Annotated in this window: 8 protein-coding genes and 3 pseudogenes; 10 read left to right on the top strand and 1 reads right to left on the bottom strand. The window is 62.9% G+C overall.

Annotated elements, in window-relative coordinates:
- Positions 1 to 5,185: 5,185 nt before the first annotated feature.
- From CWO89_RS47760 to CWO89_RS10660, 9 genes and pseudogenes are all read left to right on the top strand, one after another.
- A complete protein-coding gene (locus CWO89_RS47760; protein ID WP_245475962.1) occupies positions 5,186 to 5,833 on the top strand; it encodes a filamentous hemagglutinin family protein in 648 nt (215 codons plus the stop codon).
- A 971-nt stretch (positions 5,834 to 6,804) separates the two neighbouring features.
- Complete coding sequence (locus tag CWO89_RS10630) at positions 6,805 to 7,581, top strand: FadR/GntR family transcriptional regulator (protein ID WP_130578575.1); 777 nt, start codon at positions 6,805 to 6,807, stop codon at positions 7,579 to 7,581.
- On the top strand, positions 7,578 to 7,700 hold the full coding sequence (locus CWO89_RS48820; protein WP_282527631.1) for a hypothetical protein: 123 nt from the start codon (positions 7,578 to 7,580) through the stop codon (positions 7,698 to 7,700). The genes CWO89_RS10630 and CWO89_RS48820 overlap by 4 nt, the downstream gene beginning before the upstream one ends.
- A gap of 3 nt (positions 7,701 to 7,703) precedes the next feature.
- A complete protein-coding gene (locus tag CWO89_RS10635) occupies positions 7,704 to 8,792 on the top strand; it encodes an aldose epimerase family protein (protein ID WP_130578576.1) in 1,089 nt (362 codons plus the stop codon).
- Positions 8,792 to 9,674, top strand: a pseudogene (locus CWO89_RS10640) (SMP-30/gluconolactonase/LRE family protein). The gene CWO89_RS10635 and the pseudogene CWO89_RS10640 overlap by 1 nt, the downstream one beginning before the upstream one ends.
- A gap of 65 nt (positions 9,675 to 9,739) precedes the next feature.
- Positions 9,740 to 10,810, top strand: coding sequence for a multiple monosaccharide ABC transporter substrate-binding protein (gene chvE / locus CWO89_RS10645; protein WP_130578577.1), 1,071 nt, complete (start codon positions 9,740 to 9,742; stop codon positions 10,808 to 10,810).
- Positions 10,811 to 10,893: 83 nt separating this feature from the next.
- Positions 10,894 to 12,470, top strand: a pseudogene (gene mmsA, locus CWO89_RS10650) (multiple monosaccharide ABC transporter ATP-binding protein).
- Positions 12,467 to 13,657 (top strand): multiple monosaccharide ABC transporter permease, encoded by a 1,191-nt coding sequence (gene mmsB, locus CWO89_RS10655; protein WP_130578578.1) that lies wholly within the window; start codon positions 12,467 to 12,469, stop codon positions 13,655 to 13,657. Before mmsA ends, mmsB begins: the two are co-directional and overlap by 4 nt.
- 96 nt (positions 13,658 to 13,753) lie before the next feature.
- Positions 13,754 to 13,951 (top strand): annotated as a pseudogene (locus CWO89_RS10660) (acyl-CoA dehydrogenase); the annotation flags it as partial.
- 82 nt (positions 13,952 to 14,033) lie between these two features.
- Here CWO89_RS10660 and CWO89_RS46880 read toward each other — a convergent pair.
- Positions 14,034 to 14,234, bottom strand: a complete 201-nt coding sequence (locus CWO89_RS46880; RefSeq protein WP_207234447.1) for a hypothetical protein — start codon at positions 14,232 to 14,234, stop codon at positions 14,034 to 14,036.
- Positions 14,235 to 14,535: 301 nt separating this feature from the next.
- On the opposite strand from CWO89_RS46880, the gene CWO89_RS46885 reads away from it, so the two are divergent.
- Positions 14,536 to 14,922, top strand: a complete 387-nt coding sequence (locus CWO89_RS46885) for a hypothetical protein (protein WP_207234448.1) — start codon at positions 14,536 to 14,538, stop codon at positions 14,920 to 14,922.
- The last annotated feature ends 335 nt before the right edge of the window (positions 14,923 to 15,257 follow it).

The following is a 15,257-nucleotide window of genomic DNA, read 5'->3' on the forward strand; positions in this document are numbered from 1 at the left end:
CGACATCGTGGCTGACCGCATCCTGCTCGGCTATGCGCCCAACACCCAGCCCAATAATCTGGTTTCCGCCGATCGTCTCGCGCTCGGCTTCGCGTCCGTCAATCTGACGGCGAGCGACCGGATCACCTCCAGCGGCAAGGGGTCGCTCGCGGTCTATCACCATCAGGGCGACTATGTGGCCGATAAGGGCTGGCAATATAGCGGCGGCGACTTGACGCTGAACAGCCCGCTCGTGACGGGCGAGGCTGGCTCGGTCAATAGCCTCACGGCGGGCGGCGCGATCACGCTGTCAGGCGCGGGGAAGACGGCAGGCAGCGACACGCTGGGCGCGGAACTGCAACTTGCGGCGCAAAGGATCGGTATCGGCACGACGCTGGCGTTTGCCTCCGGCAAGCTGGCGCTCAACGCCGCGCAGGATATCACGCTCACCGACAAGGCCCGCATCGATCTTGCGGGACGCGCGGTCAAGATGTTCGACGTCACCAAATATAGCTGGGGCGGCGACCTCATATTGGCCAGCACGGGCGGAAACATCCTTGCTGCGTCGGGTTCGCTCATCGATCTCTCGGCGAAGAACAATCGCGGCGGCGCGATGAGCGTTACGGCGCTGGGGACCGCGGCGGGGCATGTCGATCTCACGGGAACCATCCTCGGTTCCGCCAGCGGCGCATATGATGCCGGCGGCACGATCGTCCCCTATGATGCCGCGCAATTGACGTTGCGGGCGCAGACGCTGGCGGATTTCGCCGGGCTCAACAGCCGGCTCAACGCGGGCGAAGTCTTCGGCGCGCGGCGCTTCCAGATCAAACAGGGCGATCTCACGGTTGGCGACGAGGTAAAAGCGCGCGAGGTGCAGATCGTCGTCGATGGCGGTAATCTCACCGTCAATGGCCGCATCGACGCCAGCGGTTATCAGGTCGGCGCGATCCGGCTTGCCGCCAAGCGCAGCCTCACCCTCAACGGCACGCTCGACGCGCATGGCACGGGGATGCGCTTCGACAGCTATGGCAAGATCATCGACAGTCCGAACCGGGCCATCGTCGATTTGACGAGCCGCGAAGGCAGGCTCACGCTTGGGACCAATGCGGCAATCGATTTGCGCGCCGGAACCGGAATCGCGCAAGGCACGGGCGCGGGCAGGAACGACGGCAAGGCGCGCGGCACGCTCGACCTCAACGCCGCGCGGGTGGGCGCGGATGATGTGGCGATCGATATTCTGGGGACACCCGCGATATCAGGCGCGAAGACGACAGCCGTCAATGCCTTCCGCAGCTATGACGATGCGCCGCTGGCGGACCTGCCCGACGTGTCGGGCGCGCGGCCGCAGCTCATCACGCAAGCCTATCTCGACACCATCGACGGCCACAGCCAGGCCTTCATCAACGCCGCGCTCGGCAATGCGTCGCTCACCGCGCGTCTGAAGCGCCTTGGCGATTATCATTTGCGTCCCGGCGTCGAGATCGTCAGCAACCAGGCGACCAATCCCGGCGGCGCGCTGACGGTTTCGGGCGATATCGACCTGTCGAACTATCGCTACGGCCCCAATGCCAATCGTCTCAACCCGGCGCTGCGCGGCTTCGGCGAGCCGGGTGTGCTGGTCATCCGCGCGGCGGGCGATTTGAACATCCATGGCAGCATCAATGACGGCTTCGCGCCGCCGCCTGACAATCCCGACGAAAAGGGCGCGGGCTGGGTGCTGACCGAGGGGCGCGACGATCTGAACGGCGGCAAGACGCCGTTCGGCGGCGACATCGTGGTCCCCATCGATGGCGTGGTGCTGGATACGGGAACGCAGTTCCAGCAGGGCGCGGTGCTCAATTATGATATCCCGGCCGGCGCGGCGACATTGCCGGCAGGCACGGTTCTGCCGGTCGCGATGGTGCTTGACGGCAATCTGACGCTGGTGGCGGGGCAGGTGCTGGCGGCGGATGTGGTGACATCATCAGGCACACTCATCAAGGCGGGCACCGTGCTGGGCGAGGCCCTGACCTTGACGCCGGGCGCGCGGCTCGGCGCGGGCACGCGCCTTAATGCGGATGCCAAGATGGCGGCCTTCACTTGGCCCAAGGGCGTGCCGCTGCCGGTGATGCTCGCTACCCGCCAGCGCATCACGCTGGCGCGCGGCGCGCTGATCCCGTCCCAGACCAAGGTGGAGCTGGTGGACGACAAGCCGGTCAATCTATGGCCGGTCGATGCCGACGGACGCCAGAACCGCCGCAACTGGGCGCTGGCGCCGATGCTGCCCGAAGGGGCGACATCATGGAGCACCACGGTGGTGGCGGGAGCGGATCTCGGCTCCGCCGATGTGCGGGCGCTCGATGTGGCCGGCAAGGGCGATATCGTGCTGGCGGATACGCATTATGGGATGCGTGGCTCTGTGCAAGATTCATCTGTCTTGAGATTCACGAAGGCTTTCGTATCCGACATTTGGGGCGATCCAGCCGTAGAGGGAATGACGCTGGAAGAATTCTTGGCCTATACCGGCTTTCCCTCGATAGAAGCGGCTCTTGGTGTCAGTCTGGAAGAACTCTGCGGACTTGGCGATTTCTGCGTTGGCGGCGGCGGCGGTGGCACGAAGACCTACACCTACAGCCCGGAATACCCACTCTACAGTGTGCTGCGCACCGGCACCGGCGATCTGAATCTGCTCGCGAGCCGCGATGTGCGCATGATGTCGATGTTCGGCGTCTATACGGCGGGTACGCCGACCGCGCTGCCAGGCGGCGAGACCGCCAACGCGGGTTTCAACCTGCCGCGCGGCACACGCGCCGGTACCGATTCCATTCTCGGCACGGTCAATGAAAGCATGGATTACAGCGCCGCGCTGGCGGCTTATCGGGCGTGGTATCCCGATCAGGGCGGCAATCTGCTGGTTTCCGCCGGCCGCAATGTGAGTGGCGATAGCTGGGACAAGGACTCGGCCAGCGCTACAAAGGAGAAATTTCAAGCAGCCCTCTATTCCAGCAGCGCGGTCGGCAATTGGCTGTGGCGGCAGGGTAACAGCGGCACGGCTGGGGTGAATGACATCGCCACGAGCTGGTGGATCAATTTCGGCACTTATGTGAACAGCTCCGACGCAGGGGGCGCCACGCCACGTCTGGTCGGCTTCACCGGCTTTGGCGCGCTGGGCGGCGGCAATGTCGATATCATCGCCGGCGGCAATGCCGGCGTGGTCGATGCGCGCGGCGATGCCGCCCGCAACACCAGCGCCAATCGCTCGGCGCGATCGCAGGGGCTGGTCGCGGCGGTCGGCTCGACCGGGCGTGTGGTCGGCGGCGATCTCGTGCTGACGGGCGGCGGCGATCTCTCGATCAAGGCCGGCGGTTCATTCAATTCCGATCTGGAGTCCGTCACGGCGACATATCCGAGGCCGGTCTCGCATCTTCTCGACCTCAACGGCGTCTTCACCAATCTGCGCGGCGCGGTCGCGTTTGAAAGTGGCGCGCTCGGCGGCATCAAGGACGGCTATAGCGCGAATGGCGGCGGCATTCGTCCGGATGATCCGTTCGTCGCCGCCGGCGGCATCCCCTTGGGCGGGCCGGTGCTGATGCTGGGCGACGCCGTCGCCACTATCGATACGCGCGGCGACCTCGTACTGGGCGGCGCGGGCGATCCGGGCCGTGTGGGCCTCGTGAATACGTCCCCCTTCACCTATAATGGCGCAGCCTTTAGCGGCCAGGGCGAGGGCTGGTTCTCGCTCTGGACCCGGAATACCGCCATCAATCTGTTCTCCGCCGGCGGCGATTTGACGCCCACTCTCACGCCGAATGCGCAAATGCGGGGCAGCGCTGGGGGCAGCAATGTCAGCGTGGAGGATCTGCCGGCGGGTGTTACCCCTAGCTACCAATATTTCATCTATCCCTCCATCCTGAGCGCTGTCGCCGCCAGCGGCGATATCAAACTGGGCCAGGGCGCTTTCGACGTGACCAATGGGCCCCAAGCCTCGGGCCTGCTGCTCGCGCCATCGCCGAAAGGCCAGCTCGAACTGCTGGCCGGCGGCTCGATCTATGCCCCCACCCACAGTTACAGCATCAGCATTTCGGGCGCGGACACCGCGCTGCCGACGCCCTTCCGCCCGGCCTTCGCGGGCTATCGCACTTACAGCAATGGTGCCGATCCAACGTTGCTGGCGCACAATCTATCGGCTGATGGCACTAAGGGTATCGCAACGCTGTTCGCTTTCGGTCCCAATACGCCGCTCGACGCCGCGCTCCATGCCGGCAATGCAACCCCGTCGCGTTTCTATGCCGTGTCGGGCGATATTGTCGGCCTCGAGACCGGGGCCGTTCGCGACATGAAGGGGAAAGCGGCAGTGTTCGGGTTCAATCGCAACATCCTGACCTGGTATGAAGCCGGCGCGCCGGTGTCGATGCGCGCCGGCGGCGACATATTGGGCGCCGATATCGTGTCGGTGCATAGCAATCTGACCGATATGTCCCTGGTCGAGGCCGGCGGCGACATCGTCTACAGCAATGTGACGGTCGCCGGCCCCGGCGCGCTGGAAATCACGGCGGGCCATGGCATCCAGATGGAGGACAAGGCCTCCGTCACCTCCGTGGGCGCGATCATCAGCAACGACAAGCGCGACGGCGCGTCCATCACCATGATGGCCGGAATGGAGGGCGCGGACTGGAATGCGATCCGCGCCCGCTATCTCGACCCGGTCAACCTCGCCGATCCCGCCCGTCCGCTTGCTGACCAGCCGGGCAAGGCCGCCAAGATCTATGCGAAGGAATTGTCCGACTGGCTGGCGGAACGCTACGGCTTCACCGGCACGGATAAAGAGGCACTGGCCTATTTCGACGGCCTCGCGCCGGAGCAGCAGCGCATCTTCCTGCGGCAGGTCTATTATGCGGAGCTGCGCGAGGGTGGCCGGGAATACAACAACCCCGCCAGCAGCCGCTACGGCTCTTACCTGCGCGGCCGCCAGATGATCGCGGCGCTGTTCCCGGACAAGGATGCGCAAGGAAACGAAATCGCGCGCGCCGGCGACATCACCCTCTTCGGCGGCTCGGGCGTGAAGACGCTGTTCGGCGGCGATATCGAGCTCATGGCCCCGGGCGGCCAGATCGTCGTCGGCGTCGAAGGCCAGGTGCCGCCGTCCACGGCGGGCGTGGTGACGCAAGGGACAGGCGATATCGGCTTCTATTCGAAGGGTTCCGTGCTGCTCGGCCTGTCGCGCATCATGACGACGTTCGGCGGCGACATCCTCGCCTGGTCGGCGGAAGGCGACATCAACGCCGGCCGCGGCGCAAAGAGCACGATCGTCTACACGCCAGCGAAGCGCGTTTACGACAATTATGGCGCCGTGACTCTGTCGCCAAACGTGCCGTCCTCAGGTGCGGGCATCGCGACCCTCAACCCCATCCCAGGTGTCGCAGCGGGCAATGTCGATCTGATTGCACCGCTCGGCACGATCGATGCGGGCGAGGCGGGGATTCGCTCCTCCGGCAACGTCAACCTCGCGGCGTTGCAGATCATCAACGCCGCCAACATCCAGGCGCAGGGCAATGTCACCGGCGTGCCCACGGTGCAGGCGCCGCCGGTCGCGGCATTGTCCACCAGCAGCAACCTGACGGCGGCGACGCAACAGGCTCAACCAATCGCGCCCAGCACCAACGACCGTCCGTCGATCATCATCGTCGAATTCCTCGGGTTCGGCGGCGGCGACGGGACCTCGCCGGATGGCGGTGAGGAGCGCCGTCGACGTGACCAAGGTCGACAGAGCTACGATCCGACGAGTTCGGTCCAGTATGTGGGCGTGGGGCAGTTGACGGACGATCAATTGCGGAAACTGACGCCGGAGGAGCAGCACCGGCTCGCCCGCCAATAGTCGGCGGACCTGCGCACGAACGTGTCGTTGAGGCTGCGGCTCGGCCTCAACGGACGCAACTTCAATTTGTTGTTGAATCGCGGAAGCTGGCTGATATCGGCAAACGGAAGCCAGTCGAACACTCGCTTGGCCGGCGACATAGCGCCGAGCGCCTTACGCCTTGCACCATGCGGATGATTGAGGAAGGTAACGCAAGTTGGTTCGGTGCGGCGAAGGCGGTAGCGCTCCCGCGCCGCCGAAGCAGACGCTGCGCCCCCATGATGGGCTGGAGCGAGAATTCAAATTTTTCAATTGGTTAGTGGGCAGCATGTGCACGACGTGTGCACCGGGAGATCCCTCGTCCTGCAACCGCCATATCTCGATCAGGCCGCCTGGGTTTTTGCCAAACAGGCAGCCTTCTATCGTGTCGAGCTTCAGCAGGGCCAGCAAGGAGGATGGTGCTGTCGCGTAAATCCGATAGCGGCATCGTTTCCTTGTAGCTGGCCGTTTGCTCGTCAGCGCAAACCATTGGTGGTCCTGGCCGGACACCGAGCAGAACGAATCTGCTTTGCCTGAATCGGCCGTCACCGAACGTGCATTGCAGAAGACTCCGGCGTGTTTCGAATAGGCTCGTCGGAGCCCGACGCCAAAAGGGGCCGTTGTCGTGGGCGAGGCGATTTGTATTTCCCGGCTGGAATCGGGCCTAAATAGTAAAATAATATTACTAGTCAGGGCCTTCCTGGCGTGAAATATTGGCTTAGCTGCCTCAAACGAGCAGCCCGAAGGTGCCATGCCACCGCTACGCCGGCGGAGAGCACCCGGAAACAAGCATTTCGGGAGAACGCGCCTCATGCCTCTCAAAGCCTTTCGTGCAGCTATCGTTACGTCGCCAACCTCGTGGCGCGCATCCTGCCGTTCGCCTCGATCGCGCTGCAGCGGGCAATGACCGCGGTGGCGCATCGCTCGGCGGTCGCCAGTGCTGGGGCAAACCCATGACTTCGCAGCTTGTCGTGATTCCGACGCGGCGCGCCCATTCTAATCATGCCGAGGTGGCCCGCAGCATTGGCACTGACATCATCGCCGGCCGCTATGCGGAAGGGACCCGGCTGCCCGGTGACGCCGAACTCACCGCGATGTTCGGTGTCTCACGCCCAGTGCTGCGCGAGAGCGTGAAGACGCTGGTGGCCAAGGGGCTGCTCAGCACCAAGGCGCGGGTCGGCACTGTCGTGCGGGAGCGCGGCGCGTGGAACATGTTCGATGCCGATGTGCTCGCCTGGCATCTCGACGCGGGCATAGACAAGCGTTTCCTCGGCGACCTCGCGGAGATTCGCCTGGCGGTCGAACCGCGGGCGGTGGCGCTCGCGGCAGCGCGACGCTCGGAAGCCGATATCTTGGAGCTTCAGCGCAGCCTCGATCGGATGCGGCGGGAGGCCTCGGACTCCGTCGGCTTTGCCGATGCCGACCTTGCCTTGCACATCGCCGTCGCCAACGCATCCGGCAATTTGTTCATGCGCTCGATCGGTCATGTGATCGAGGCGGCGTTGCGCGCGTCGTTTCTGCTCAGTGCGCCGCTCGAAGCGGGCGATCGCGAAACCGTGCTGCTTTGGCATCAACGCATCGTCGACGCCATCGCGGTGGGCGATGCTGAAACGGCCGCGGCGGCCATGATCAAGGTCATCCACAACGGCATGCGCCGGCACGAAGGCACGGCAAAGGCGAACTCATCGGCTCAAGAAGCACTGTCAGTTGAAGCGCGGGAAGGACCATGACAGCACCGCGTGTCGCTATTGTTGGCTTCGGCAAGATTGCGCGGGATCAGCATATTGCCGCCATCGCCGCGACCGATGGGCCGGGCCGACGCCGGATCGTCGAAGTGTTCGAAGGCTGAGCCATGGCCAACACAGCCCCACGCATTGCACGGGATGTCTTCGGCACGCTGGCGGACGGTCGTCCGGTTGAGCGCGCGGTGCTTCTGGGTGCACGGGGCTTCGAAGCGCATATCATCACCTATGGCGCGGCACTTCAGGCGCTGATCGTGCCCGATGCGCAAGGTGCGTGCGACGACGTCGTGCTCGGCCATGACGATCTCACCGGTTACTTGAACGTGCGGGGCTTCTTCGGCGTTACGGTCGGGCGCTACGCCAATCGCATCGCCAACGCCCGTTTCGAGATCGATGGCGAGGTCGCGCGGCTTGCGGCCAATGACGGCGCGCACGCTCTTCACGGCGGGCCAGAGGGCTTTGACCGAAGGCTCTGGCAGATTATCGAGATCGAGGACGGCGCCGAGCCCATGGTTACGCTTGCCTATGTCAGCGACCATGGTGAAGAGGGTTATCCCGGCCGGCTCAGTGTTGGGGTCACCTATCGGCTGACCGGCCCGACGGAGCTGTCGGTGCGCTTCGAGGCATGCGTCGACCGTTCGACGATCGTCAACCTGACCAATCATAGCTTCTTCAATCTCGAAGGCGCCGCGTCCGGCCTGGCCATATTGGATCATCGGCTCACGATCGCTGCCGATCATTTCCTCGCGATCGATTCGGGCGCGATTCCGTTGCCGGGGCCGCCGCGCGCGGTTGCCGATACGCCGTTCGATTTCCGTAGCCCCACACCGATAGGAGACCGGATCCGCCGCGACGATACCCAGCTGCGCTACGGTCGGGGCTACGATCACAACTTCTGCCTCGACGGCGCCGGCGAATTGCGCCTTGTTGCGCGGCTCGAAGCGCCGCGGTCGGGGCGAATCCTCGAGCTCCTGACCGATCAGCCCGGATTGCAGGTCTACTCGGGAAACTATCTCGACGGGTCGATTGCCGGGAAACGCGGCCGGCTCTACCGGCAGTACGACGCGATCTGCCTCGAACCGCAGATCTGGCCCGACTCGCCCAACCGGGCAGACTTTCCAAGCGCGCAGCTGGCGCCCGGCTCCGTCTATCGGCACCACAGCGTCTACCGCTTTATTTCAGCAGGCAGCCTGACATGATGGAGCAGGTGCCGACTTCCATCCTATGCGCGGAGCGCTGCCATCTCGGCGAGGGGCCGACCTACGACGCAGCGACCGATACTGCCTGGTGGTTCGATATCCTCGAGGGCAAGCTGTTCGAGGCTCACCTCGTGAGCGGACAAGTGCGCATCCATCGTCTCGGCAAAATGGCCAGCGCGCTTGCACGCATCGATGCCGAACATCAGCTGATCGCGGCGGAAGACGGTCTTTATATCCGCTCCATCCGCGACGGCGCTATGACGCTCTATCGTCCGCTCGAGGCCGACAATCCGCGCAGCCGATCCAACGACGCGCGGGTGCATCCGTCCGGAACGTTCTGGATCGGCACGATGGGGAGAAAAGCCGAGGCTGGTGCCGGCAGCATCTATGCGCTCCATTGCGGCGAAATCTCAAAGCTATTCGCCAATATCACCATTCCTAACGCGATCTGCTTCTCGCCTGACGGCGGGATCGGTTATTTCGCCGATACAGCCAAGAATGAGCTCTATCGCGTGGCGCTCGATCCCGCGACCGGTCTGCCGCGCGGCGCGCCCGAAGCTCTGCTAGAGCATCGCGGCATTGGCGGCCTTGACGGTGCCGTGGTCGATGCCGATGGCTTGATCTGGAACGCGCTGGGGCGGCGGTTGCGTCGACGTCTACAGTCCGCAAGGTGAGCACCTGCGCTGCCTGCACGTTCCGGCGCGGCAGGCGAGCTGCCCGGCCTTCGTCGGGCAGGATTTGTCGCGCCTCCTGGTTACCTCGGCCTGGCAGGACATGGATGAGGCGGCGCGTGCCGCCGATCCGGATCACGGGCGCACGTTCGTCCTTAAGGTCGCCGCGCACGGCCGCGCGGAGCCGGATATCAGGCTCGCCCGCTTTTAGGAGATCTTCGACGACCAAAACCGCACCGCAACGAGAAACGTTCCTAAAACCGAAGGGAGTGAAACATGCTCAAGTTGAAGACGACGTTCCGTATGCTCGCGCTGGCGTGCCTCGCCGCCGCGATATGTAGCAGCGGCGCGCTTGCGCAGAAGGCGACGGTCGGCATCGCCATGCCGACCAAGTCGTCGGCGCGTTGGATCGATGACGGCAACAACATGGTCAAGGTGTTGAAGGAGCGCGGCTACGGCACCGACCTGCAATACGCGGAAGACGACATTCCCAACCAGCTCTCCCAGATCGAGAACATGGTGACCAAGGGAGCCAAGGTTCTGGTGATCGCGGCGATCGATGGCTCCACGCTCTCGGACGTGCTGAAGCAGGCCAAGGCCAAGGGCATCACGGTGATCGCCTATGACCGCTTGATCCGCGACACGCCGAACGTCGACTACTACGCGACCTTCGACAATTTTCAGGTCGGCGTGCTCCAGGCGCAGTCGATCGAGCAGGGGCTTGGACTCAAGGAGGGCAAGGGTCCGTTCAACATCGAGCTGTTCGGCGGCTCGCCCGACGACAACAACGCGTACTTCTTCTACAACGGCTCGATGTCGGTGCTGCAGCCCTATATCGACAGCGGCAAGCTGGTCGTCGGCAGCAAACAGATGGGCATGGACAAGGTCTCGACCTTGCGCTGGGACGGCGCGACCGCGCAGTCCCGCATGGACAATCTGCTCAGCGCCTTCTACGGCAAGAAGCGTGTCGATGCGGTGCTGTCGCCCTATGACGGTCTTTCGATCGGCATCATCTCCTCGCTGAAGGGCGTCGGCTACGGCACGCCCGAGCAGCCAATGCCGATCGTCAGCGGGCAGGATGCAGAGGTGCCGTCGATCAAGGCGATGCTCCGCGGCGACCAATATTCCACCATCTTCAAGGACACACGTGATCTCGCGAAGGTGACGGCTGACATGGTCGATGCGGCGCTCAGCGGCAAGGAGGTCCCCGTCAACGACACCAAGACCTACAACAACGGCGTCAAGGCGGTGCCGTCCTATCTGCTCAAGCCGGTGGTGGTATACAAGAGCAACTGGGACGGCGTGTTGATCGACAGCGGCTACTACAAGCGCTCGCAATTCGAGTGAGCGGATGGCGTCCGGCAGGCGTGCAGGGTCACGCCTGCCGGACAACATCTCGCCTGAGGAACTCTGCTGCAGGATTTGATCTGATGACGGCAATGCTAGAAATGCGCGGCGTCAGCAAGAGCTTTGCGGGCGTACAGGCGCTGCGCGACGTCAACTTCACCGTCGAGGCCGGCGAGATTCACGCGCTCGTGGGTGAGAATGGCGCCGGCAAGTCGACGCTGATGAAGGTGCTCAGCGGCGTCCATCCTTACGGCGACTATGAAGGCACCATGTCTTCGACGGCGAAGAGCGGCGCTTTCGCGACATCAACGATTCCGAGGCGCTCGGGATCATCATCATCCACCAGGAGCTCGCGCTGATTCCGCTGATGTCGATCGCAGAGAACATCTTTCTGTCGCATCCGCCGGCGCGGTTCGGCGTTATCGACCGCGACGCGGTATATCGGCGCACGCGGGATCTGTTGACCCAGGTTGGCTTGCGCGAGTCGCCGGATGCGCTCATCACCGATCTCGGGGTCGGCAAGCAGCAACTGGTCGAGATCGCCAAAGCGCTCTCCAAGCGTGTACGTCTATTGATCCTGGACGAGCCCACTGCCAGTCTCAACGAAGCCGATAGCGCAGCGTTACTGGACCGGCTTGTGGCCTTCCGCGAACAGGGCATCGCTTCGATCCTGATTTCGCACAAGTTAAACGAGGTCGCCCGCATCGCCGACCGCATCACCGTCCTGCGCGATGGCCGTACCGTCGACTCGCTCGACTGCCGGACCGAGCAGGTGGAGGAAGACCGCATCATTCGCAGCATGGTCGATCGCGATCTCGCCCATCGCTTTCCGCCGCGCGAGGTCAGGATTGGGCACCCCGTGCTCGTGGTGGACAACTGGTCCGTGCATCACCCGCTCCATCCGGAGCGCCAAGTGATCAAGAACGTCGGCTTTCACGTGCGGCATGGCGAAATCGTGGGCATCGCCGGCCTGATGGGCGCCGGACGCACCGAATTCGCCATGAGCCTGTTCGGTCGGGCGTGGGGCTACAATATCAGCGGGCGTGTGCAACTGGACGGCCGCGAGGTCAGCCTTGCGACCGTCTCCGCGGCGATTGACGCGGGCCTCGCTTATGTGACCGAAGACCGCAAGCAGCTCGGGCTGATCCTCGCCGACGACGTGCGCAAGAACATCACGCTCGCGAGCCTTTTCCAGGTAGCATCGCGATGGGTCATTGACGACATCAGGGAGCTGAAAGCGGCGAGTGACTATCGCAATCGGATGCGCATCCGGTGCTCCGATGTCTACCAGGAAACCGGCCATCTCTCCGGCGGCAACCAGCAGAAGGTGGTGCTGTCGAAGTGGCTGATGACGGACCCAAAGGTTCTGATCCTGGACGAGCCGACCCGCGGGATCGACGTCGGCGCGAAGTATGAGATTTATTGTATCATCAACGAATTGGCGGAGGCCGGCAAGGGCATCGTGGTGATCTCCTCGGAAATGCCGGAGCTGCTTGGAATTTGCGATCGGATCTGCGTGATGAACGACGGCGCCTTCGTCGGCGAATTCGCCGCCGCGGACGCGACGCAAGAAAAGATCATGCGTGCGATCATGCGCAACAAGGCCGTACAAATCGTCGTCGAACATAACAAGATGCAAGCGGGTGGAATGCAGCCATGACCGACAAGACGGTTTCACTTCCAGAGCAGCGCGGGCACGCTGGATTCATCAAAAACAATCTGCGCAATTACAGCATGCTGCTGTCGCTGTTCGCGATCATGCTGTTCTTCCAGTTCATGACCGATGGCACGCTGCTGCAGCCCCTCAATCTCACCAATCTGGTGCTGCAGAACAGCTATATCGTGATCATGGCACTGGGCATGCTGCTCGTGATCGTCACCGGCCATATCGATTTGTCGGTCGGGTCGGTGGCCGGCTTCATCGGGGCGGTCGCCGCCGTGCTGATGGTTCGCTATCACGTCGATTACCCCGCGGCATTCATCGCCTGTCTGCTGGTCGGCGCGTCGATCGGGGCGGCGCAAGGCTATTGGGTGGCGTATTTCGGCATTCCATCCTTCATCGTCACGCTGGCAGGCATGCTGGTGTTCAAGGGGCTTGCGCTTGCGCTGCTACAGGGGCAATCGGTTGGACCGTTTCCGCCGACCTTCCAGAAACTGTCGTCGGGATTCATTCCGGAGCTGCTTCCCGGGGTCGGGACGCTGTATCCGACCTCGCTGTTTATTGGCGCAGTGCTGGCGCTGGCACTGGTCTATGCCAGCGCGAAGAGCCGTGCGCGCGAGCAATCGCATGGCATTGAGGTCGAGCCTTATGCGTTCTTTGTCGCGAAGAGTGCCGTGCTAGCGGGCGCGGTGCTCTATTTCACCTACTTGATCGCTTCGCATCGCGGATTGCCGAACGTCCTCGTGATCATGACCGCGCTGATCGCGCTCTATGGTTTTCTCACACGGCGAACGGTGATCGGCAGGCAGATCTACGCCGTGGGCGGCAATGCGAAGGCGGCAAAACTGTCGGGCATCAAGACCGAACGGCTCACCTTCCTCACCTTTGTCAACATGGGCGTCCTGGCCGCGCTGGCCGGCCTCGTCTTCGCCGCGCGCCTCAACACGGCGACGCCGAAGGCCGGCGCCGGCTTCGAACTCGACGTCATCGCCGCCTGCTTCATTGGCGGTGCTTCCGCCTATGGCGGTGTTGGCCGGGTCGGTGGCGCCGTGGTCGGTGCTATGATCATGGGCGTCATGAACAATGGAATGTCGATCCTTGGCATCGGGATCGACTACCAACAGGTGATCAAGGGATTGGTGCTGCTCGCAGCCGTTTGCGTCGACGTCTACAACCAGCGCAGGTGAGGACGGACCGTTCTTGGGGCAATGAGCACGCCAAGCTCGACGGAACTTCGTCATGCGGAGCATCAAGGACCGTAGCGCAGGCAAGCCACGATGCCTGGTTTGAAGCGCGGTCGGAATCTCGACAAGATCGGGCAATGGTCGGGTGACACGTCCGAGCTGTTTTTCGAGGATGTGCAGATTCCCACCGAAAACTTGCTCGGGCCACAACATGGCGGCTTCGGCTGCCTCATGGGCGAACTGGTTCAGGATAGGTTGAGCATCGCGGTCGGAGCTCAGGCAGCAGCGCAACGCGCTTTCGGCCAAATACTGGAACGAGGTTGCGCCGGAATGGATTCACGATTCCGATAGCGAAAACAATGAAGCTGTTGAGCGCCTATTAAAGGCCGACCGCCCCCGGGCCGCCTTCTCCTGCATCGGGTATGAGCCGCAGAAACTCGATGCGCAGGTCCTTTATCGTTTGCTGCTCGCCATGGCGCAGGGCGGCGGCGAGCCGCCCGGGCATTACATGCTGGAACACTACCATGTCGAAGCGGCCTTCAAGAGCCTGAACGGCAGCGCGGCACTGACCCTCGATCAAAAGGCGGGGTTAGAGTTCGCCTACATCGATGCATTGGCGCGGCGTTGGGAGCGAAGGAAAGATGCGTATGGCATCCCGAATCTGGAACGGTATATCGAAGCGCACCCCGAACAATTCGCTCAAGCGATCGCGTGGACTTACAAGCGCAACGACGGGGCTACCGATCCCCCCGAATTGCAGGTTTCGCCCGACCATGTGAAATCGATGGCCGAACGCAGCTATAAACTTTTGGACGCACTGCACCGGATTCCCGGGCACGATGAGCTTGGCGAGCTGAAAGCAGAATACCTGGCGAAGTGGGTTGCGACTGTTCGCCGCCTCTGCAGAGCTGGGGCGCGCCAAGGTCGGCGATACCTCCATCGGCCGACTCTTGTCCGCCCCCCCCATCGGCAAGGACGGTGTGTGGCCATGCGAGCCAGTCCGCGATGTCATGGAGGATGTCCAATCCGAAGAGATAATCCATGGCGCTCATACCGGCGTGTATAATTCACGCGGTGTTCATTGGCGCGGCGAAGGCGGCGATCAGGAGCGCGATTTGGCAGAGAAGTATCGCAAATGGGGCGAGGCGCTCCAAGTTTCGCATCCCTTTGTGTCCTCAAAGCTCCTGATGGGACTGGCTGCGACCTACGATCACGAAGCAAGCCGTGAGAACATGGCTGCTGGGATTAGGCGTCGCATGCGCCAATGACTTAGAGGGTTTCCGTGGATCGATGCAGGTAGAAAAAAGAGAGATAGGCGACGATCCCAACTGGGGTGCTACTTTGCATGGGGTTGTTTTCGATATTTTAGTTGGATCAGACGGGCAAGGTTATCAAAAGCATCATGTTGCATTGAACCGGCGTTGTGGGTAAGCAATTGAGATGGAATGGAAATTCTCTGTCGCCCCCATGATGGATTGGAGCGAAGGTTCAGGTTTTTCAATCGGTTAGTAGGGTGCGTGTGCACGACGTGTGCACCGGGAGATCAAGGAAAATCTAGCAACAACCAACGTCAGCTGGCTGAACTGAACGCGCTGCAGTCTCA

The sequence above is a fragment of the Bradyrhizobium sp. Leo170 genome (assembly GCF_004296405.1).
In the GTDB taxonomy this organism is placed as follows: domain Bacteria; phylum Pseudomonadota; class Alphaproteobacteria; order Rhizobiales; family Xanthobacteraceae; genus Bradyrhizobium.

Bases quoted from the DNA above. Each gene is read 5' to 3' on its own strand.
- CWO89_RS47760 (WP_245475962.1), top strand. From the start codon at position 5,186: ATGACGACGTTCGGCGGCGACATCCTCGCCTGGTCGGCGGAAGGCGAC.
- CWO89_RS10630 (WP_130578575.1), top strand. From the start codon at position 6,805: ATGACTTCGCAGCTTGTCGTGATTCCGACGCGGCGCGCCCATTCTAAT.
- CWO89_RS48820 (WP_282527631.1), top strand. From the start codon at position 7,578: ATGACAGCACCGCGTGTCGCTATTGTTGGCTTCGGCAAGATTGCGCGG.
- CWO89_RS10635 (WP_130578576.1), top strand. From the start codon at position 7,704: ATGGCCAACACAGCCCCACGCATTGCACGGGATGTCTTCGGCACGCTG.
- chvE (WP_130578577.1), top strand. From the start codon at position 9,740: ATGCTCAAGTTGAAGACGACGTTCCGTATGCTCGCGCTGGCGTGCCTC.
- mmsB (WP_130578578.1), top strand. From the start codon at position 12,467: ATGACCGACAAGACGGTTTCACTTCCAGAGCAGCGCGGGCACGCTGGA.